17 protein-coding genes and 1 pseudogene are annotated in these 21,183 nt (G+C 44.1%); 9 read left to right on the top strand and 9 right to left on the bottom strand.

Translation table 11 applies throughout. The annotated features are described in order from the left end of the window. The first annotated feature begins 61 nt into the window (after nt 1-61). The 3 genes from V7K67_RS33795 (at nt 62) to V7K67_RS33785 (ending at nt 3,421) form a co-directional block, all read left to right on the top strand. Nucleotides 62-667 (top strand): DUF3038 domain-containing protein, encoded by a 606-nt coding sequence (locus V7K67_RS33795; protein WP_334733772.1) that lies wholly within the window; start codon nt 62-64, stop codon nt 665-667. A gap of 244 nt (nt 668-911) precedes the next feature. Then, nucleotides 912-2,525 carry a DUF4335 domain-containing protein gene (locus V7K67_RS33790; RefSeq protein ID WP_334733773.1) on the top strand — a complete coding sequence of 538 codons (1,614 nt, stop codon included), beginning with the start codon at nt 912-914 and terminating at the stop codon, nt 2,523-2,525. Nucleotides 2,526-3,136: 611 nt separating this feature from the next. Then, complete coding sequence (locus V7K67_RS33785; protein WP_179067271.1) at nt 3,137-3,421, top strand: YiaA/YiaB family inner membrane protein; 285 nt, start codon at nt 3,137-3,139, stop codon at nt 3,419-3,421. 918 nt (nt 3,422-4,339) lie between these two features. On the opposite strand, the gene V7K67_RS33780 is transcribed toward V7K67_RS33785, so the two are convergent. Genes V7K67_RS33780 through V7K67_RS33770 form a run of 3 tightly spaced genes read right to left on the bottom strand, consistent with a single transcriptional unit; the run spans nt 4,340 to nt 5,436 of the window. Beyond that, complete coding sequence (locus V7K67_RS33780) at nt 4,340-4,801, bottom strand: ferredoxin (protein WP_179067272.1); 462 nt, start codon at nt 4,799-4,801, stop codon at nt 4,340-4,342. Next, nucleotides 4,801-5,187, bottom strand: coding sequence for a DUF1257 domain-containing protein (locus tag V7K67_RS33775; protein WP_012406942.1), 387 nt, complete (start codon nt 5,185-5,187; stop codon nt 4,801-4,803). The genes V7K67_RS33780 and V7K67_RS33775 overlap by 1 nt, the downstream gene beginning before the upstream one ends. 39 nt (nt 5,188-5,226) lie before the next feature. Next, nucleotides 5,227-5,436, bottom strand: coding sequence for a DUF2997 domain-containing protein (locus tag V7K67_RS33770; RefSeq protein WP_334710035.1), 210 nt, complete (start codon nt 5,434-5,436; stop codon nt 5,227-5,229). A gap of 670 nt (nt 5,437-6,106) precedes the next feature. Between V7K67_RS33770 and V7K67_RS33765 the strand changes: the two genes are divergently transcribed. After that, nucleotides 6,107-6,757: a DsbA family protein gene (locus tag V7K67_RS33765; protein ID WP_335170280.1), complete on the top strand. Its 651-nt coding sequence runs from the start codon at nt 6,107-6,109 to the stop codon at nt 6,755-6,757. Between the two features lie 185 nt (nt 6,758-6,942). Here the strand turns inward: V7K67_RS33765 and rpmB are convergent, their stop codons facing one another. The 3 genes from rpmB to metH form a co-directional block, all read right to left on the bottom strand. Then, entirely contained in the window at nt 6,943-7,179 is a 237-nt protein-coding gene (gene rpmB, locus V7K67_RS33760; protein ID WP_292718775.1) for a 50S ribosomal protein L28, read from the bottom strand. A 164-nt stretch (nt 7,180-7,343) separates the two neighbouring features. After that, a complete protein-coding gene (gene htpG / locus V7K67_RS33755; protein WP_334733775.1) occupies nt 7,344-9,332 on the bottom strand; it encodes a molecular chaperone HtpG in 1,989 nt (662 codons plus the stop codon). A gap of 403 nt (nt 9,333-9,735) precedes the next feature. Then, nucleotides 9,736-13,263 (bottom strand): methionine synthase, encoded by a 3,528-nt coding sequence (gene metH / locus V7K67_RS33750; protein ID WP_335170277.1) that lies wholly within the window; start codon nt 13,261-13,263, stop codon nt 9,736-9,738. A 168-nt stretch (nt 13,264-13,431) separates the two neighbouring features. Here metH and V7K67_RS33745 point away from each other — a divergent pair, with 168 nt between their 5' ends. Together V7K67_RS33745 and V7K67_RS33740 are read left to right on the top strand one after the other, a co-directional pair. Then, the gene (locus tag V7K67_RS33745; protein WP_334733777.1) at nt 13,432-13,611 is read left to right on the top strand and encodes a hypothetical protein; all 180 of its coding nucleotides are present in this window, start codon (nt 13,432-13,434) and stop codon (nt 13,609-13,611) included. 303 nt (nt 13,612-13,914) lie between these two features. Further along, nucleotides 13,915-14,793, top strand: a complete 879-nt coding sequence (locus tag V7K67_RS33740) for a peptidoglycan recognition protein family protein (RefSeq protein WP_334733778.1) — start codon at nt 13,915-13,917, stop codon at nt 14,791-14,793. Here V7K67_RS33740 and V7K67_RS33735 read toward each other — a convergent pair. Then, on the bottom strand, nt 14,783-15,013 hold the full coding sequence (locus V7K67_RS33735) for a DUF1989 domain-containing protein (protein ID WP_334733779.1): 231 nt from the start codon (nt 15,011-15,013) through the stop codon (nt 14,783-14,785). The genes V7K67_RS33740 and V7K67_RS33735 overlap by 11 nt on opposite strands. Nucleotides 15,014-15,265: 252 nt before the next feature. Between V7K67_RS33735 and V7K67_RS33730 the strand changes: the two genes are divergently transcribed. Continuing rightward, complete coding sequence (locus V7K67_RS33730; protein WP_334709886.1) at nt 15,266-16,591, top strand: DUF58 domain-containing protein; 1,326 nt, start codon at nt 15,266-15,268, stop codon at nt 16,589-16,591. A 305-nt stretch (nt 16,592-16,896) separates the two neighbouring features. On the opposite strand, the gene V7K67_RS33725 is transcribed toward V7K67_RS33730, so the two are convergent. Beyond that, complete coding sequence (locus tag V7K67_RS33725) at nt 16,897-17,985, bottom strand: sulfonate ABC transporter substrate-binding protein (protein WP_334733780.1); 1,089 nt, start codon at nt 17,983-17,985, stop codon at nt 16,897-16,899. 122 nt (nt 17,986-18,107) lie between these two features. On the opposite strand from V7K67_RS33725, the pseudogene V7K67_RS33720 reads away from it, so the two are divergent. Both V7K67_RS33720 and V7K67_RS33715 read left to right on the top strand, forming a co-directional pair. Then, nucleotides 18,108-18,505, top strand: a pseudogene (locus V7K67_RS33720) (hypothetical protein); the annotation flags it as partial. A gap of 500 nt (nt 18,506-19,005) precedes the next feature. Beyond that, nucleotides 19,006-20,208 (top strand): aminotransferase-like domain-containing protein, encoded by a 1,203-nt coding sequence (locus tag V7K67_RS33715; RefSeq protein ID WP_335170274.1) that lies wholly within the window; start codon nt 19,006-19,008, stop codon nt 20,206-20,208. A gap of 109 nt (nt 20,209-20,317) precedes the next feature. Here the strand turns inward: V7K67_RS33715 and V7K67_RS33710 are convergent, their stop codons facing one another. After that, complete coding sequence (locus tag V7K67_RS33710) at nt 20,318-20,941, bottom strand: J domain-containing protein (protein WP_334733782.1); 624 nt, start codon at nt 20,939-20,941, stop codon at nt 20,318-20,320. Between the last annotated feature and the right edge of the window lie 242 nt (nt 20,942-21,183).

Below are 21,183 nucleotides of genomic sequence, written 5' to 3'. Positions count from 1 at the left end.
ATTCTGAAGAGTCTGGTTTCAAAATGGGTAACAGCAACATCCCCTATCAGCTTGATCACCTATGCTAAAAGTTATGCACTCGGCCGCCAACTCAGCCACTTCAAATTCCCAGTGGGAGGATTTAATCAAGCTTCCAGCCCCAAACACAGTCCAATGGGACAATATCAAAACCCAATTAGACTTGGTGCTGTTGGCGCTAGAAACCTTAACTGGGATTGGTTCAGAGGCTATGCTTTCGGCGGCAACTGATCTGAATTTAGAGTCAAGAGTGCCAGACCGCGTAGCTTTATGGCGACTGCGCCAATCAAATCCCCTACGCAAAGGTCAAGGAGGGCGGAAAAAGCTAGATGTCGAAGAAGCGCGATCGCTTGTTTTGATCATCTGCTATCTAGCCAAACAGCACCAGGAATTGATTCGCCGCGCTGTCGGTCTGTTAGAACAAATGGCAGAAAATAACCGGGAACCTCACCAGGCTGCTTTACTTGGAGACTATATTGATGCTTTTTGCAACACCTACCAAGAGCGGATGGAAGAGGACGAGAAAATCTCAACGGATTTACTAACCAACCTGGCTCTAAAACTGCTTGTAGATTTACTTTTTTACAGTGCTGCTGGTGGGCATCGCCGTCTCTGGCTAGCACTTATAGACCGTTCAACAAAATTTTAGATTTGAAATTTCTCAACCAAAATTTACTTGTGATTTGTTTGCTAGATCAGAAAACCCTTTTGATGGTCATTAGCTTTTTGGGCGATGCACTGTCAGCACTGTTTCCTCCTTCCACACCAGTTTGCATAACTGAAGGAACCTGACAAAGTTCTAAGTGGAGGAATCCGCCGTTCCAACTTTTCTTTGCAAGCAACTGGCTCAATTTTTTGCAAAATCCCAAATAGTCTTCCTTGTTGTTCCTGCTATGCCTCTATCAAATTCTGTCATTCGTCGCTACACACCCCCGACTTGCACGCTAGAAGTATTCGCGCAAAGTTCACCTCTGTCCCGTTGGATGGGTAAAACTGTCCTCAAACACCTAAGCTTTGAGTTACGTTTTGACGATCCCCGATTACCAGAAGAAAACAGAATTCCAATTCGGGGCGATCGCGAGCAACTCGAAGCTTTATGTGATGCTGTCACCAGCTACGTACAGCAATTCCTCCAACAGTCTCCAGAAAGCTTTTGGGTCAGTTTCTCCGGTACCCAGCAGTCAAGCACAGTATTGGATGAGCCGGAATTAAAGTCTTCAACAAAAACATTAAATGCCTTTAATACCCAGATTCCAGGGGCAAATATCCACTTAGAACCAAGCAGCTATTTAACTCACAATCTATTTCTCGGTTCTCTTGCCAATTACTCATCTGGCCCTGTAATTCAACTCAGTCTGCTACAACTATTTGATTTGGCAAGTGCTTTAGATGAATACTCGACTGATGTCATGGCACTCCCAACTCTCAACAACACTAGTTCGACTCTGAGATTCCCGACTTGGGCGCCTATTGCCGCAGTATTAGTAATAGGTGTAGGTTTTTTACCAGTTACTTGGCAATATGCTAACAATCTTAGAGAAAAGCAACAGCAAACAGCCAAAACATCAGATTCAGCAGCGGTAAAGACTGCTTTAGAACCTTCATCCTCACTAAACTTTCCTACGCCCGATCCTGGGCTAACCACTCCAACCAATCCATCAGATAACTTGCTAGGTTCTACTCCTCCACTTGCCACATCCACTTTACCCCAAGCACCTCTAACAGTCCCTAGTTCTAGTTTCTCTACGCCGCCACCTCTAAATACATTGACAATACCTCAGGGGACGACTGCAACCCTTCCCAAAAATAGTGCAATCGCACCATCTAGCAAAAAACTCCCAGGTCAGGAAATTGCCATATTACCAAATCTGGGGCAAAATCCTACAAGGTCAAGTTCCCAACCTGGTGCTATCCCTCAACTGCGAAACTTGCCACCTAGACTATCTTCTAACGCCAGCAGCTTACCAACTAATATCTCACCAGTTCTTCCTCCATCTCTTGACACCATACCCAATAATAATCGTGTCAATGCTCCTACCCAACCCGCCCCACTAAACTCACAACAGCTAGATGAAAGAATTAATTCCCTACAGCAACCTTCTTCTAGAGAGAAACCTGCTTCACAAGTTCCCTCCTCTAGAACTGCCGAGAATAATCCTTTTATCGATCAATTGGGGGACGCACGCAAATCTCCCACATCCACAGAAGTAGCTACTGGCACATTATTTGATACACCTCAAGTAGCAGAAGCTAGAGAATACCTAATAAAGCGTTGGCAACCACCCACTGGACTAGCACAAACATTAGAGTACAGTGTGATAGTTAGTGTTGACGGCACTGTTGAACGAATTTTTCCCCTGAATAAGGCAGCAAGAGAGTTTGTTGATAGCGCTGGGATGCCTGAAGTTGGTAAACCTTTTGTTTCCGCCAATAAACGCGGACAAAATGTCAGAATTCGAGTCGTTCTCAGTCCTGATGGCAAGGTACAGACTTTTCCAGATGAGTAAGTAAGCTAATCCGTTTAACGGGTCGCGCCATTCCTCCCCGACTTCGGCGTCTCTTATCGGGGAGGACTGGGGACTGGGGACTGGGGACTGGGGACTGGGGACTAGGAAGAGTTTTTTTAAAACTTGGTTGGGGTCTGAATCCCCGAACAATTTTCCCAGTCCCTAATCCCCAGTCCCTAATCCCCAGTCCCTAGCCCGCATTTCTCACAAGCTTGAGGGAAGGGGCAGAGGGGCAGAGGGGAAAGAACTTGTACAATAACTCTCCCCTGCTCCCCTGCTCCCCTGCTCCCCTGCACAAGCACAGGCTTTGAGCATCGGTGAGAAATCCGGGCTAGTCCCTAGTCCCTAATCCCTTTTTCAATGCCACTTGTATAACTGGTACAAATCTTGTGCCAGTTTCTATTTAATCCAATTGCTCTTGAGCTTGCTTTTGAAGTCCAGTTATCAAACTGGTCTTACTATTGATACCAGTAAACCTACTAGTCAATACAATTACTGTTAATACCAATTATCCAAAATTAAACTACAGATAAAAGTCTGGAAACCCAGATTAAATCTTAAACTTCTTAATTAGTAATTGGTATAAATAGCTAATATCAAAGGTAGTAAATATGCAAACAATTGGTAATCAAAAAGATAGTGCAGCTTGGATTATTCAAACCTGGGCAGCTTTTATGTTGTCAATTTCTATGACCACCTTCGGTATTGTAAACTTACCTGTAGATAGCTGGGTGAAGGGCTTTATGGGTATGGGTTTAGCTTTCTCTGTTGGCTCAACTTTTACTTTGGCGAAAACTACTAGAGACTTGCATGAAACTAGGAGATTAACTGCTAGGTTAGACGAGGCGAAGGTAGAAAAATTGCTTTCACAGCACGATCCTCTAAGTTTCAAATGAAGGCAATTATCGCAATTTTGGATTTTTGATTGCCAATTTTGGATTAAAAGGCTTTATCAAAAACCTATTTCAGGAAAAAACTCAGTATATTTTTATCGTAAATTAAATTAAGAACCTGCAATCTACATGTAGCACCCATTTCAGTCGGGGTTTAAATCCCCTGTTAGCGCTAGCGTTAGCGACGGAGGAGCGTCAGTTGCCACAACGCTCTTAACTTATCGCTTGGCACTTCCCTACGAGACGCTACGCGAACGTCTGAAATTTCTTTAATTTTGAATTTTGTTAGCGCAGCGTAAAGCCTTCTCTTTTCCTTCTCCTGTCGGAGACGCTGCGCGAACGGAGACGCTAACGCGAACGAGAGGCAATGCCTTCGGTATGGCTTGTCTGCGACACGCTACGCGTAGCTTGCTTCTCCATAGGAGTCGCTTAGAGCGAGTCTACGTTCGCGCAGCGTCTCGTAGAGAGCGTCATTTTGAATTTTGAATTGTTAATTCTTGTTCCCTTTCTCTATTAGGACTTACGCAAAAACCCTCTCAAACTCTCATTCCTCGGTGGCCTCTGCGTTCTCTGTGGTAGCCTGCGGCAAGCCCTCCGGGTGACGCTCCTAACGTCGCTAACGCTGCGCTAACAGCAGCGCGTCTACGTTTTTCGTTACCTGTGCGTAAGTCCTATCTATTAGTGATTCAGGAATCAAATCGGATTGCTATATATCAATACGGTTCAGTTAAGGATAATCGTAGGTTGGGTGGAACGTAGTGAAACCCAACAAACCCGCGAAAATGTTGGGTTTCGTTCCTCCACCCAACCTACGCAGATGAAGGGTTTTTGGCGCTAACTGAACCGTATTGTGCTATATATGACGAAAAACAAAAGGACTGGATATACCAGTCCTTTATATATTGATTTAACGTTTTTATCTTAATAACGAGATTTTTTGGTCTTTAACTTTTGTTTTTTACGCCGACGTTCGCTAGCCGCAACTGCATGTTCCACCGGATAACCTACTACAGGAATTACCTGATATTTGCGCTCTTCTTCTAAATTTTTCAGTTCAGTGTAATCAACCCAGTGAATGCAATCAACCGGACAAGTGTCAATTGCTTCTTGGATAATTTCTTCAGCGTCCCCATCTTGCCGAACTACGCGCGATCGCCCGTAATCTGGTTCAATATAAAAGGTGTTACGCGCAACATGAGCGCAATGCTTGCAACCAATACAGGTAATTTCATCAACATAAACACCATTTTGGCGCAGCAAACCGCCCAATTCTGGTTCTAAACCAGAACGTTCTGGGGCATCCCGTAAAAAACCCCCTAATTCTGGTTCCAAACCGGAACGGTTATCTTCTTGTTCTTCCGGTGACGGCAGAAAATCAGCCATTACGCACTCCAGCGCTGTACTACCAGGCGAATTGAACCATCTTCATTTTTTTGTTGTTCAGAGACTTGAAAACCAACACGAGCGGTTTCTTTCACAACTGTTTGATAAGCATAGCGCTGTGTTACCTGGCGCAAAAATCCGTCTACAGACAAATCTTGCTGCCAATATTGCAAGTCAGCCACCAATTCATATTCCTTGCCGTTCCATCTAAAACCGATGTCGTAGCCATTTTCCTGCTCAATACTAACTTCCGCAGGATGGGTCTGACCGCGATAGCCACGGACTTCGCGTGGACCGGGTTTCCAGTCTACGCCCAATTCAGTCAAAGCATCTTTCAAAGAATCAAGGTTACGGATTTGAGTCTTAATTTGGCTAAAGTGTGACATGGTGGTTCTGAATTAATAACACTAAACTACTGTGAAAACTTACCAATCGCTGTAAGTGGTGTGTGTATTCGCCAGATTAGATTGCTGCACCTGAGCGGCGAAATATTCTGAGGTTGGCTCATGATTAAGTACTTGCCCCAACTGTGCCTCTATTGCTGCTGTAACCTCAGCGCAAGAAGCACCCACAATGCCAGTGACTTTCTCTTGTACCCGACCGTCTGGATAGATTATGAACTCTAATGTCTCCATGCTTTTGGCCAACCAGGATAAGTACGCTTAAATTGTACTGCCTTAGCAGAAGGCTACAAATATAGCCGTAGGAACATTTTTACTTAGATACAAACTTGATATTTGTTAACTAATGTTCCATCTTTCAACATATATATCTCAGAATCTTTACAAAACTTATTAGTATTATAGGTACACACATCATTATTTAGTTAGTTTCTCTTAACCTCATTGATTAGTCAAGGTAACTACTGAAGCTAGCGAAGTAAGCTGCAAATGTCCTATAAATAAGCATTAGAGGTACTATAGGCAGCAAGTAAATTCATAAAAATATAAAATTTCTTGAAAAACTTTATTATTACTATTGGTTTTAACTTATTCTCTTCTAGTAGGTTGGATGCAACGCAGTGTTAGTTTACAGCAAGATACTATGGTATACGTAAGTGTGCGATTCGATGTCGCACGTAATGAGTTAAATATCCTGACTGGACAAGGTTTTTCTTAAAAGCATGATTATTGCACCGATGCCGAAGGATAAACTTGGCAGATTGAACTCTCCCCTGCTCCCCTCACGGGCGAAGTAATAAGTAATAAGTAATAAGTAAGATTCATTACTCATTACTCATTACTTATTTAATTATTGAGATGTGGTGAGAAATCCGGGCTATGTATATTAACTACGGTAGCTAAGATGTCGCAGCAAATCAAAGTGTACTCCTACTCTATATACCACTCGTCAAATTCTTATATTGGTATTACTCTTGCCGAAAAAGCATTGCAGGGTTTACCTGTTGATATTGAACGACGACCAATATATATACCGAAGGAGCGGGGTATAAAGGTAGCTGAACTGCAAGGACGAACTGAAAACGCCCTATTATCTTCGTATCACAAAGAAGATTGTCTGCGGTGGGCAAAAAAGTACGGTATTGAAATTCGGCTCAAAGAGTTTGAAGAATTTGGTAGATGGGTGAAGCGCTGGGAGAAAATGCAGCTTGGTCGCGAAGAACTTCCGGCCAGAGCGTATTACGCTGCTTGTGGAACTGGGAAAGAGCATTTGCTTGATGCCGCTTTTTTTCGAGCGACATACATTGACCTACTTGATGTCAACGATGAGTCTGTGATTAGGAAAGTTGCAAATGATGTTGGGTTAAATGGCGATCGCATTCTAGAATTAGCATACGGCGAAGCAGCCAAACAGGCAGCAGTAGCAGCTTTAGCAGAATATGAGCAGTTTGGTTGTCCCGGAGTCCCGACTTGGGTAGTCGAAGGCGAGAGATTTTGGGGAAAGGATCGTGTTGATTGGGTAACAGAAAAGGTAAAAAAATTATGTATAATTTAGCCCATTTTTATACAGAATTTGTACCAGTACACATCTATTCGCTTCTGTTCCCCGTTAAGAGTTTCCTTGCAACGCAAGTAAGTTCTCCAAGTAATAAACATTAGGGGCGCACAGCTAGCTGTGCGCCCCGACAAATCACCTATATTACACCCTACAAAAGTATCGGGTTATGAAATCCACATTACTTAGTAATGATTTAGGTTAATGCCAGCTTCTTTTGCCATTGCTTCTAACCCATTAATTTGTAGGGTTTTGATTGCTTTAGTAGACAGCTTTAACTTCACCCAGCGATTTCCGCCTTCCCACCAAACACGCTTGTTTTGCAGATTAGCGTGCTGAAGGCGTTTAGTACGGCGGTGGGAGTGGGAAACAGCAAAAGCGTTATTTGCCTTCTTACCAGTTAGTTCACAGCGACGGGACATAGCAAGTATCTCCAGATTGTTATTTTAATACAGCCTTTCCATTTTAGGTCTAAGGCAACAGAAGTGGTGAATGGGGAGTGGGGAGTGGGGAGTGGGGGAAGCAGGGGAGAAATAACTCCAAACTCCTAACTCCTAACTCCTAACTCCTAACTCCTAACTCAGCACTACTTACTAGCTTGTTCCGTCAGCTTGGTGAGTACCTCATTCGATCGCTCGACGAAGGATTTCATGCCTTCAGCGTCAAATCCTTTCTGAGACATCAGCGCTAAATCGTAGACGTGTTGGCAAATCAAGTTGACTAACTGATCTGTAGGCGATTGACCGTCACCTTGAATGATACTACCTTGGTTGATATTTACCAGATTTTGAATTAGCGGGTGAGCGGTATTCACTAGCAAAACGTGGTCTTCGGGAAACTCTGCTGACTGCTGCTGCATCATAGCGTTCATTTCGCGCAGGCGGCGGAGAATTTCTGGTAAAAGCACGATCGCAGGTGGTGTACCTTGAGGATCGTCTGATTTCAAAGCTTCGGTACGGATATTGAGTTTGGGTTTGTTGAGGGATTTCTCAAATAACTCTTTAATCGTCTCACTCCGAGTTTTGTTCGTCTTAGGATCGACAATTTCCGTCGCTTTGTCTTGTTCTAGCAGGGTGTTATCTAAATCTGAGTCCACCCGCGTAAATTTGACATCCTGATATTCCCGCTCTAGGAAGTTGATAAAGTGGGTGTCGATAAAGGAGTCCATAAACAGGACTTCCAAACCTTGATTTTTGTGCAGTTCTATGTATGTAGCTTGGGTTGTTCCATCGGTGCTGTAGAAAACGCGGTTTTCGTGGCGTTCTTTGTTGCGTTCTAGATACTCTTTCAGCGTAGTATAGGGAGCGCTGGGTGCTGAGTTCTCAGAATTGGGTGAAGGAGTGACATCTTGCCAAGCATCCCCGTCTGAAGATTGGACTTCAACCACTGGCGTTTCAGCAGCAACTTTTTCTGTCAGCTTGGCAGTGGTGCGGAAGACGATGATATCTTCGATTTGTTTTTTGAATTTATCATCATTGAGAACGCCGAATTTGACAAAAGTGCCCAGGTCTTTCCACGCACTAATGTATTGTTCACGATTATCGCGGAAAAGTTCTTTGAGGCGATCGCCTACTTTTTTGGCAATGTAGTCACCAATTCGCTTCACGGTGCGATCGCCTTGCAAGGCACTGCGCGATACATTTAGAGGAATATCGGTACTATCAATCACACCCCGCATCGGCATCAGAAATTGCGGGATAATTTCTTCGCAGTTGTCGCTAACAAAAACTTGATTGCAAAATAGCTTGATCTGCCCTTTGGTAACATCTACATCCGGCCTCATTTTCGGGAAATACAAAATCCCATTGATGATAAAGGGATAGTCAGTATTTAGATGTACCCATAACAAAGGTTCTTCCTGAAAAGGATACAGGTAGCGGTAAAACTCTAAATAATCTTCTTGAGTCAGATTATTCGGAGACTCTCGCCACGGTGCTTTTTGCTTATTTATTACTTCGCCATCAAGTTTAATTGGGACTGGCAAAAAGTCGCAGTATGTCTTGACAAGATTCTTAATTCGTGCTGATTCTAGGAATTCCTCCTCTTCCCCTTGCAGACTGAGAATAATAGTAGTACCGCGAGTTGTCCGGGGCGAGTCTTTGAGAGTGAAAGCTGGAGAACCATCGCAACTCCAGTGAACTGCCTGCGCTCCTTCTTGATAAGATAGAGTATCAATTTCTACCTTTTGCGCCACCATAAAGGAAGAGTAGAAACCAAGACCGAAGTGGCCGATTATCGGTTGATCTGATTTGCCTTCATACTTATGAATAAATTCTTCAGCACTAGAGAAGGCAACCTGATTGATATATTTCTTAACTTCATCTGCGGTCATCCCGATACCGTTATCAGAGATGGATAGGGTTTTCTTATCTTTGTCAATGGCAATTTCAATTTCTGGTTCGCCGATATCTCCAGCGTAATCTCCAGCGCGGGATACCATTTTTAGCTTTTGGATGGCGTCTACAGCGTTAGATACCAGTTCCCGCAAGAAGATTTGGTGATCTGAGTAAAGCGACTTCTTGATGATCGGGAAAATATTTTCAGTATGAATACTGATAGTGCCTTGTTCTAGCATAATTGGTAATTTTTCGATGTTAGTATCTGAAATGATGATCGTGGCTAATACAGCCTAACCCTCTGTTTTCCAGGATAAACCCGGAGAACACAGAAGGACATGATACCAATTAGGATTTTAAAAGCATAACTTAGGCAATCGCACCTTTTTTGAGCATTGTTTGCCCCCATTTTCTGATTCGGATTTCCCTACTCCCAACTTCCGATTTTCATCAACGCAGGTCTATTAGTTTAATTGAGACTGCCGTCTAAGTACAACATTTCATTAATTAGTAACGAATAAATTAGGCAAACCTCTGTGTTCCTCTGCGCTTTCCCCTGCGCCCCTCTGCGTTTAAAAATTGAATTAAGCCCCCCAATTGGGGGTTGGGGGTACTAACACCAAAGGGTATTAGGGTCAGATTCTACGCGCTAAAGTATTTTGCTAATGGGTGGTAAGCAATAATCGCAGTGGTAGACTGTTCTGGATAAAGTTGTTCACTTTCATCCATATACAAATTAATCCTGTCAGTCTGCAATAACTCCAGTTGCTTGTACTGATCCTGAATATTTGGACAAGCTGGATACCCAAAACTATACCGCGAGCCACGATAGCGTTGTGCCAATATATCCCGAATATTATCAGGTTCCTCAACAGTAAAGCCCAACTCCCGGCGAATTCTGGCGTGTGTCCACTCAGCCACAGCTTCCGCCACCTGCACCGCCATACCGTGGAAATACAGATAATCGGTGTATTGATTAGCAGAAAACAGCTTTTGGGCAAACTCTGTGGCAATTTCCCCTACAGTCACCGCTTGCATCGGGAAGACATCAATAATTCCCGACTCCTTCGGTGCAAAGAAATCTGCTATACACAGCCGCCTTAAAGACTTCTGTCTGGGAAACTCGAAAGTTGCAACCTGTTGTGATTGATTCTCTGAGTCATATATATGTAGAGAATTCCCCTCGGCTTGACAAGGGAAATACCCATAAATCACCTGGGGATGCAACAGATTTTCCTCAATAATCCGCTGTTTCCAAGTTTCTAAAATTGGGTAGACTTTCTCCGCTAAGAAAGCCTGATATTCTTCCTTAGATTGTTCCTTTGGTTTGCGGAATTGCCACTGTCCAGCAACTAAAGCTTGTAAATCCAAGTGCCAGAATATTTCCTCAATGGGAATATCACTAGGCTGCAACAACTGCGTTCCCCAGAAAGGCGGAGTGGGACGTTCAATATCTATAGCCACAGCTTCGGAACGTCTCGTATCTACTACTTTTGGTTCAGTAGATATTTCTTCAGCAGTTGTAGCTTTTGGTTCTTTGTTACCATTCGTCGAAACTTCAGCCGTTTCGACTTCATTCAAAAACCCCTGCAAATCTTGCCAGTTACCAGCGGACTTTGCTGGCATTAATTTATCCATGAAGTGCAAGTCAGAAAAGGCATCTTTGCCATAAACAACTTTACCTTTATAGGTTTTTTGGCAATCTTCATGCACAAATTTGGGAGTCAACGCCGCACCACCTAATATCACGGGGACACTAATTCCCTTTTCGTTGAATACCTCCAAGTTCTCTTTCATGAAGGCGGTGGATTTCACCAGCAAACCACTCATGGCAATACAATCAGGTTTGTACTGTTCGTAAGCGTTGATGATGTTTTCTACTGGCTGTTTAATTCCCAGGTTAATCACCTTGTAACCGTTGTTAGACAAGATGATATCCACCAAGTTTTTACCAATGTCGTGGACATCGCCTTTGACTGTGGCAATGATAAAGGTTCCCTTGGCATTGTTGCCTGATTCTGATTTTTCCATGAAGGGTTCTAGAAACGCCACCGCCGCTTTCATGGTTTCCGCAGATTGCAAAACGAAGGGTAGCTGCATTTGTCCAGAACCGAATAATTCCCCGACAACTTTCATCCCATCTAGCAGGAAGGTGTTGATAATTTCTAAGGGGGGATGTTCTTCTAAGGCTTTTTTCAGATGTTCTTCTAAGCCAATGCGTTCGCCGTCGATAATATGGCGTTTGAGACGTTCTGGGATAGGGAGACTTTCATCTAAGGAGCGATCGCGCTTAGTTGTCACCCCAGCAAACACTGTGGTAAGCTCTCCCAAAGGATCGTATACGCAAGCATTACCCTCAAACTTCCGCTCATCATAAATCAACTGGCGACAAATTTCTTGATGGCGTGCGTCAATCTTAGAGAGCGGTAAAATCTTGTTAGCGCTAACAATGGCTGCATCCATTCCCGCCGTTGTCGCCTCGTGCAAAAATACTGAGTTCAGCACCATCCGCGAGGCTGGATTCAAACCAAAGGAAATATTGGAAACACCCAAAATCACATGACATCCAGGTAATCCTTCACGAATCCGCCGGATAGACTCAATCGTGGCTTTACCGTTTTCTCGGTCTTCTTCAATCCCGGTGGAAATGGGCAACGCGAGGGTATCAAAGAATATTTCTGTGGGTGGTATGCCATATTCTACAGCTTGACGGTATGCGCGCCCCGCGATCGCAAACTTTTTGTCTGCTGTTCGGGCCATCCCATCTTCATCGATAGTACCAATGATTACACCAGCACCGTACTTTTTCGCCAACTCCAGCACCTTTAAAAAGCGCGGTTCCCCATCTTCGTAGTTGGTGGAGTTCAGCAAACACTTACCACCGGCAACCTTTAAACCCGCCTCCATTTTTTCCCATTCGGTGGAGTCAAGCATTAACGGCAGTGTCACATTATTAACAATGCGCGAAACTAGTTCGTGCATATCCCGCACACCGTCGCGTCCCACATAATCGACGTTGACATCGAGGATATGTGCGCCTTCTTTGACTTGTACCCTCGCCATTGAAACGAGTCCATCCCAATCTTCGGCATTTAGCAAATCGCGGCACTTCTTGGAACCACTGGCGTTGAGACGTTCGCCAACAATCAAGAAGGAATTATCTTGATCGTAAGGCTGAGTGGTGTAAATTGATGCTGCTGCTGGTTCTAAGCTAGGCTGTCTAACTTTTGGCTTCAGGTCTTTAGCAACTTCTGCCAATTGTTGAATGTGTTCTGGACGCGTCCCACAGCAACCCCCGATCACTTGGACACCTAAATCTTCAACAAAATGCATCAGCGACATCCGTAATTCTAACGGTGTCAGCCGGTAGTGTGCTTGACCGCCAACGTTTTCAGGTAAACCCGCGTTGGGTATACAGGAAACGATGAAAGGTGAATGTTCTGCCAGATACTTGATGTGTGGTTTCATCAAGTCTGGACCAGTGGCACAGTTTAGACCGAGAATGTCAATTGGGTAAGGTGCCAAAATTGTCAGCACAGCGCTGATTTCTGAACCTACCAACATTGTGCCCATGCTTTCCATTGTCACCGACACCATCAACGGTCTGCGATCGCCCTTCTTAACAAATACCTCTTCAATACCATTCAGCGCCGCCTTAATTTGCAGCACATCTTGACAAGTTTCCACCAGAAATAAATCGACACCACCATCCCACAGCGCCTCTGCTTGTTCCGCAAAAGTAGCTTTCATGGTGTCAAAGTCAATATGTCCCAAGGTAGGAAGTTTCGTTGTGGGGCCGATGGAACCTGCCACAAACCGGGGTTTTTCTGGCGTGGAAAATTCCGCAGCGACACGCTTGGCTAATTCTGCGGCTGTCTTGCTGAGGTAGTAGGCTTGATCTGCCAAATCATATTCTGCCAGCACCAGGGAGGTACTGCCAAAGGTATCCGTTTCAATGACATCAGCACCAGCGGCGAGAAAGTCTCGGTGAACCTTAGCAACTGCTTCGGGTTTTGTATGGACTAAGTATTCGTTACAACCTTCATACTGTGGGCCGCCGAAGTCTTCTGCGGTGAGGTTTTGGGTTTGTAAGTTGGTTCCCATCGCCCCGTCGAAAACGAGGACTGGGCTATCTGGACTACGCAGGCGTTCAAGGAAAGGATGAGTCATATTTTCCTAGAAGAATTTGGGTTAGTCGTATAAAATTCGACTTACTTTATTATTTTCCCAAATTTTGAGAGTTTCGGCAGTATATAATGGAAAATTTTGATACCATACTGAAAGTAGTAATGTGTTTATAATATCACTTAGTTAGCTAGTTCATATAGAGGTTGCTGTATGGAAAGAAGGAAAATTTTAATTGCAACTAAAACATACCCTTCAATTAGCACCAAATATCAGGAAACAGTCTGTACAGCAGGAGTTTTATTAGATGATGATGAGAAAGCAGTTCAGTGGATTCGCATTTATCCCATTCGTTTTCGTCAATTAGATTTTGATAAACGTTATCCAAGATGATAAACCCATCTTACAATAAGCGATCGCCTGTTGGTGGTGCGTCACCGAACAGCCCGTCGTAGACATCGCAATTATCAAGCGATCATAGGGTGTGTTAGCGCGAAAGCGTAACGCACCCTTTGATACTCGTGAATGAGTGTACTATTGCAGGGATTATAAAAGTATATTTGACTAGAATTAAGGTATTATAGCGATTATTCTTTGGATACCATAAGCGGTAGGGGTTTACAGAAATGTGCCTCTATAAGGGACACGCGAGTTGAGCTATAAGTTAATATCTACCTTTTTACGGGTATTAGAAAAATGAGGTTTAAAGACTGGGCGACTAGGGTGCTACTAATCTCGCTGATGTTCATGGCTTTAGTTGTAGTGCTGATAATTGGACGAGCGACAAAATTACACAATAATCCGACAACATCCCATATATCCAATCCATCGGTTATGGCCTTCAGTCAATATCCGCAGGTGCAATTCCAATCAGCGAAAGAGCCAGAGAAGAAATTTCAAAATGTTATCAAGTCCCCAGTCAAGATTAACAAGCCTGTAGCAAGGTATATAACCACTCAAGCTTTTACACGCTACAGACCTAGTTATCAAGTTGCTTCAGTTGACCCCAGTAACTATGGAGAACGGTACACCCAAGATGTGAACGGCGTTACTCTCCACAACCAACCAATTATCGTTATCCATGAAACTGGTTATTCTGCTTCCAGCGCCGTTAATTTTTTTCAAGAAGCCCATAACGATGAAGGTGTGCAAGCAAGTTACCACGCTTTAGTCAAGTTAGACGGGGTAGTGGTTTATCTAGTACCGCCAGAAAAGCGGGCTTTTGGTGCTGCTAACTCAGTATTTGAGACTCCAGAGGGAGTGGAAACTGTACAGACTAATCCGAATTTGCCTGCGTCTGTGAATAATTTTGCTTATCACGTCTCTTTGGAAACACCGCCAGATAGTTATGACAGTAGTAGTCAACAAACCCATAGCGGCTACACGGAAGCTCAATATCATTCTCTTGCTTGGTTAATTGCTCAAAGTCAAGTCCCAGACCATCGCATTACTACCCACCGTTTAGTAGACCGTTCTGGTAAAAAAGTTGACCCAATAAATTTTGATGGGAATAAATTTCTGAACTTACTTAATACTTTTCGTCAGGTTAGACCAATTTATCGAATTAGTAAGTAAAAATGTTGCCTTGACGGACAATAGTATCGGGAGCGCTATAACGCTCTGAGCTATTATCAGCGTTGTAAAATAATGTATCAACAGCTTGACTGCCTAGTAGATCGATAATCCACAAAATTTGCCATTTTTTGACGATCCCAGACCAGGGCTGACGGGCAGCCAACTCTTGATCGTAAATTGCTGTTGCTAGTTCGAGTTCAATGGGTAACGTTGCGACCATAATGAGACTCGAAATCTGATTAAGTAAGTCGGTGCTAATATTTCCAGCTATGTTAAGGAATTTTAATGTCGGGTGTGTTGTCGCCAAGCGCCGCACCGTCAACAATCTCAGGTGTGTTGCTATAAGGCATAACACACCCGACAGCTAATTTATATTTCTTCATATACATTGAATTTTTCTCACCGACTTACTTATCTACATTTTGCCCCTCTTCCCCCCTGCCCCCAAAAAATTAACTTCTCGCCCTAAAAAATGGTTCCTTCCAGACGAGTTTATTTATTATTGGTTTTGGGTATAGCGATCGCCCCGATCCTATCCTTATTTCTGACCGTTAGAGCAGCCATCGCCATCACTGTGCTATTTGATGCCATCGTTCTCGGGCTGATGGTTGTAGATGGTTTACGGGTGCGGCGTTCTCGTGTGCAAATTACCCGCGAATTACCATTACGGTTATCCATTGGGCGGGATAATCCCGTGGTGCTGAAGGTGACATCGCCAAATACCAACGCCCAAATTGAAATTCGCGACTATTACCCAACAGGATTTGGTGTGTCTGCACTTGCACTGAACGCGATTATTCCCAGCAACAGCACGGAGGAATTGACGTATACCGTCCACCCGACACAGCGGGGAGAGTTTCCTTGGGGCAATATCCAAGTCCGACAGTTGGGGCTTTGGGGACTAGCTTGGGATGATTGGCAAATCCCCCAAAGTCTGCCAGTGAAAGTTTATCCTGATTTAGTCGGATTGCGATCGCTCACAATTCGTCTGACACTGCAATCATCGGGATCAATGCGCCAATCTCGCAAAACTGGTATTGGTACAGAGTTTGCCGAACTGCGAAACTATCGTACCGGTGACGATTTGCGGTTTATTGATTGGAAAGCTACCGCCCGTCGGGTTGGCGCTTATGGTAATGCCACGCCACTGGTGAGAGTGCTGGAACCAGAACAAGAACAAACATTACTGATATTACTCGATCGTGGACGGTTGATGACAGCAAAAGTGCAGAGTTTGCAGCGATTTGACTGGGGTTTAAATGCAACTTTATCCTTAGCTTTGGCAGGTTTACATCGAGGCGATCGCGTGGGTGTTGGTGTATTTGATCGCCAGATGCATACGTGGATTCCCCCAGAACGCGGTCAACATCATCTGAATCAGCTAATTGATCGCCTGACTCCAATTCAACCAGTGTTATTTGAATCTGATTATTTGGGGGCGGTGACAAATGTTTTGCAGCGACAAACTCGGAGGGCGCTGGTAGTAGTGATTACCGATTTAGTTGATGTCACTGCCTCTACAGAACTCCTAGCCGCACTCTCCAAACTAGCGCCCCGCTATCTCCCCTTTTGCGTTACTCTGCGAGATCCGCAAGTTGATCGTTTAGCAAACACCTTCACAGATGATGTTACAGGTGCTTATGCGCGTGCAGTGTCACTAGATTTATTAATGCAACGACAAGTGGCTTATGCCCAACTAAAACAAAAAGGTGTATTGGTACTAGATGCACCAGCAAATCAAATTGCCGATCAGTTAGTTGAGCGATATCTGCAACTCAAAGCGCGAAATCAACTTTGACCAAGGTTGAGGGTAAGTAATAGGCGCTCCCAGACTCTTTACCACACTCAGTCCTGAGTACCTTGGTTTAGAATTCTGACTCTACGTGCAACCGATAGTCGCACCCATCCCCGTGAGGGGTAAAGGAATTAAAACAGTTAAATTGGTTTTCGTGACTAATGGCTGCCACGAAATAGCCGTTTCCATCCCCGTGAGGGGTAAAGAAATTAAAACTGTTGATTATTTCGCTTATTGATTGGAGAAGTATTTCCAGTGTTTCCATGGCGACGGAGGAATGAGAGTTTGAGAGGGTTTTTGCGTAAGTCCTAATTCAATTTACCTTGCCAAACAATTTCCTTAACTTTGATTTCTTTTGGAATCAATTTAATTTTGTAGAAGGTATCTGCAACTTCTTGTTGTTTAGTAATCACTTCATCGGTGAGCGGAAGTACATCATACTCACGCCGCTTTTCTGCTGTTTCCAGCACAGGAGCATTTATACCCAAGGCTGGGGAAAGAAACTTAGCAACTTCAGTAGGATTATTTTTTGCCCAGTCACTAACTTTCTTGACTCCATCCAAAACTATTTTCAAAGCATCCGGCTTGGCATCAACAAAAGATTTTGCAGCCAAATAATAACCACGATTGGGGGCTAATCCCGTCGCGTCTACTAGAGTATGTGCGCCTGTTGCTGCTTCTGCTGCGGCTAAGTAAGGGTCCCAAATTGCCCAAGCATCAACGTTATTTCCCTCAAAGGCAGCACGAGCATCGGCTGGTGGCAGAGTTGCTGGCTTGATGTCACTGTACTGTATCCCTGCTTTTTCCAGCGCTTTCACTAATAGGTAGTTAGCATTAGAACCTTTGGCAAAGGCAACTTTTTTGCCCTTGAGTTCAGCTACACTTTTAATAGGTGAATTCTTAGGTACTAGAATAGCTTCAGCCTTGGGACTCCAAGGATCGTAGGCAACATAAACCAAAGGAATACCCCCAGCTTGAGCAAATATAGGTGGTGATTCTCCGGTATAGCCAAAATCAATACTGCCTGCATTCAATGCCTCTAGCATTGGGGGGCCAGCCGGAAATTCCGCCCAAGTTACGGAAGATCCCGAAGCCGCGAAAGCTTTCTCTAATTCCCCTCTTGCCTTCAGGGCATAGAGGACAGTTGAGGCTTTCTGGTAGCCGATGCGAACTGTAATACCGCTAGCTGCTGGACTGGGGGTGGTGGTTTGGGTTGTCTGCGGTGTGCCAGAGTTAGAGTTGTCGCTTGCACTTGGAGAACAAGCAGAGAGAGCCAAAGTTAAGCCAAGTCCTACTGCAAACAGTATGGAAAAAGTGCGGATTCTTCGTTGTTGGAACCTCTGGAGGAAGGCAAAAGCCATACCTAACAGTTGGGTTGGAGAGAACTTAGTCAACATTATCACTCTGCTTTCAGGGGTCAAGAAATATTAGATTCCAGTAAACCTACGGCAAAACTCCGACAAGTTTATTGACTTACCGTATTATATTGGACTTTGGACACAAAACATGGGTTCGCATCTTTTTACCCGAAACACAGTCCATAGAACCTAGTCTTTACCTCAAAGAAGCACTAAGCGAAGGGCTACCACTAGCAACGGCAACTGGTTCAGAAAAAGCTCGTTCAGAGTTAATTATTAGTCCAATACTCGTAGAAGTTCGGAAAATTCTGGAATGCAAAGTCAGCTTTTTTCCGGTGAAGATTTTACCGTCGCATCAGAGCTAGGCTTAAGTGGAGTATGTGATTTTTTAATTAGCCGCTCACCCGAACAAATATTTATTGAAGCTCCTGTCATCGTGATTATTGAAGCCAAAAAAGGTGATTTAAAACCTGGTTTAGGGCAATGTGCGGCAGAAATGATTGCCGCACAAAAATTCAATGAAACCAATATACCGATTAAAACAATTTATGGCGGTCTGAATCCCCGATTGATAGCGCAGCTAAGCCTTTGTCTTCTCCCTTGGCGTTAGCCTCTCCCAATGTGATTCGGGGAGACGCTAAGAGCGAACGAGCGTCAAGATTGCTGACCGGAGCTAACGGAAACGTCTCCGGCTCCGCTCCTGAATTCTGACTTCTGAATTCTTCTTCAATTTTCTTTCTTTTGCCTTTTAACTTTTTACTTTTGCCCTGTTCGGTGATTGTTAACCTAAAGTTTTTTAAGAATTAGCCATAGTGTTAAACACAAAAATGTGGGTGTTTTTAATTTTCCAAAAGTAAAAATATTAAACATTTCAGAAGGTTACAAACGCTCGATTCAAAAATGATCCGAAATTTTTGCTATGAGATATTTATGAAACATTAGCCAAACTTTACTTAGAAAATACGGTAGCATTATTCAGATTTAGAATAAAGCTGACTATCAGTATTTCTTACCGAAAATTCTGATATATTCATCAACCTAGAAGACAACTTGCCCTCTATGGCTCCTACTACCCCTGCTTACCAAATTACTGATTTATTCGCCGAACGAGCTAGAAAGATCGCACCACCAACTTACGGCACTGAGTTAACCAAAATTATCACTGTTAGCTTTGCCTACGGACTAGCTGACCCAATTCTCTTTCCCCATGCCGACTTGGCTACTGCAAGTGCGGCTGTGCTGGCAGAAGAGGCTCCGATCGCTCTCAATTACGGGCCACCTTCAGCCCAACTTTATGAGCAAATTATCTTCCGGTTGCAGGCTCAAGGAATCCCTGCCGATCGCGATCGCGTGATTATTGGCTACGGTTCTGGTCAGATTTTGGGCTTGCTACCAAATGTGTTTGTCGAACCTGGTGATGTGGTAATTGTGGAAGGGCCAACCTTCTTGGGAGTAGTTACTAGATTTTTCCAGGCTGGCGCACGCCTAATTACCATTCCTGTAGATGAATTGGGAATGGATGTGGACGCTTTAGAAGAAACTTTGAGCGATTTGAAGAAACAGGGGATTCGACCCCGATTTATTTACACCATCCCCACCTTTCATAATCCCACAGGTGCGACCATGCCGTTATCTCGCCGCCAAAAACTAGTAGCGTTAGCGGCTGAATATGGCGTGCTAGTGGTGGAAGACGATGCTTATAGCGATTTGCGCTTCCAAGGGGAAATAGTGCCCTCACTGGCGAGCCTTGACAAAGAGGGGTGGGTTTTATACGTGAGTACCTTCTCAAAAATTATTGCGCCTGGTATTCGGCTGGGCTGGGCTTGCGGCGATCCAGCAATTATTCAAAGGCTGGCAATGTTCAAAAGTGAGGGGCCTGTGGGGCCATTTATCAGCCACGTGGTCGCCCGCTACTGTGCTACAGGCAAACTAGATCATCACATTCAGGAGCTAATCGCCTGCTACAAACATAAGTGTAATTTGTTGTTAGAAGCGATCGCTCAAGAGTTTCCCAGTGATGTAGTTGCTTTACGACCAGGTGGCGGCTTTTTCGTTTGGTGTAAATTGCCGCCACATATCAGCGCCAAAGCACTCTTAACTGCTGCCAATGAATACGGCATCAGTTTTCTGCCAGGAACTCGCTGCTATGCCAATGGCCAGGGAGATGATGCCATCAGACTAGCTTTTAGCTTTCAAACAACGGAGAAGATTGTCGAGGGAATTGCTGTCTTGGGAACAGTGTTGCGTGGATGGCGAAACTAATTTTGGATTTTAGATTTTGGATTTTGGATTGATAATAATCTAAAACCCAAACAAAATTAAATGGTAGGGGTACAGCATGACTGTGCCTTTACTACAAATGGTTTGAATATTAAAAAATTTGCTCCAAGCGCTGGAAATCGCGCTGGACTTCATACCAGAGACTTTTATTATGGGGGTCTGTCTTCAGAGCTTTTTTGAGATAAATTCTGGCTTTAAGTAGTTGTTTTTCAGAAATTAACGCCCGTCCCCAAATTTGATAAGCGATCGCTAGCCATTGGCGAACTTCTGCATCTGTTGACAACCGATCTGCTAAAGCTTCCGCCAGGGCGATCGCTTGGGGAAATCGTCTTTCTTGCAAAAAGCGCTGCAATTGCTCATAAGTCTTCCACTTCAGCCGTTCTTCTATTTCCAACAGATTAGGCGGCTTTGGTTTCCCTGATTCTTGGCTTGTTACCGTTGTTACTGGTGTTTTTTGCCGCTGCGTTGTCTTGGCATCATCACGCCCAGACGTTGACACTTGACTTGAATGTGCAGCAGTTTCCTCTGGCAGTACTACTGTCAGCAGGAGTTTGTAAGCCTCTGTTAAGGCAATAAATTTATCTTTGGCTTTGTTGTCATCTGGGTTGATATCGGGATGATATTGCTGCGCCAGTCGTCGATAAGACGCTTTGATGTCAGCAAAAGAAGCTCCCGACCTTAAACCCAATAAACGGTAGCAATCTCCAAGATCCATCTTGAGCTATGAGCTATCGAATATCCAGCTAGAGGCTATCAGCTATCAGCTTTATGCCTGAACTATCAATAATAAGGGCTAATTTGCTTTTTTAAAGTTCAATGTTGACAGTTTGTTTAAAGAAGGGAGGGGGGAGTGGGGATTTGGAAGTTAGGAGTTAGGAGTTAGGAGTTAGGAGTTAGGAGTTAGGAGTTAGGAGTTAGGAGTTAGGAGTTAGGAGTTAGGAGTTAGGAGTTAGGAGT

The organism is Nostoc sp., from assembly GCF_036917155.1.
Taxonomy (GTDB): Bacteria; Cyanobacteriota; Cyanobacteriia; order Cyanobacteriales; family Nostocaceae; genus Nostoc.
This window is presented reverse-complemented; position numbering and strand designations above follow the sequence as displayed.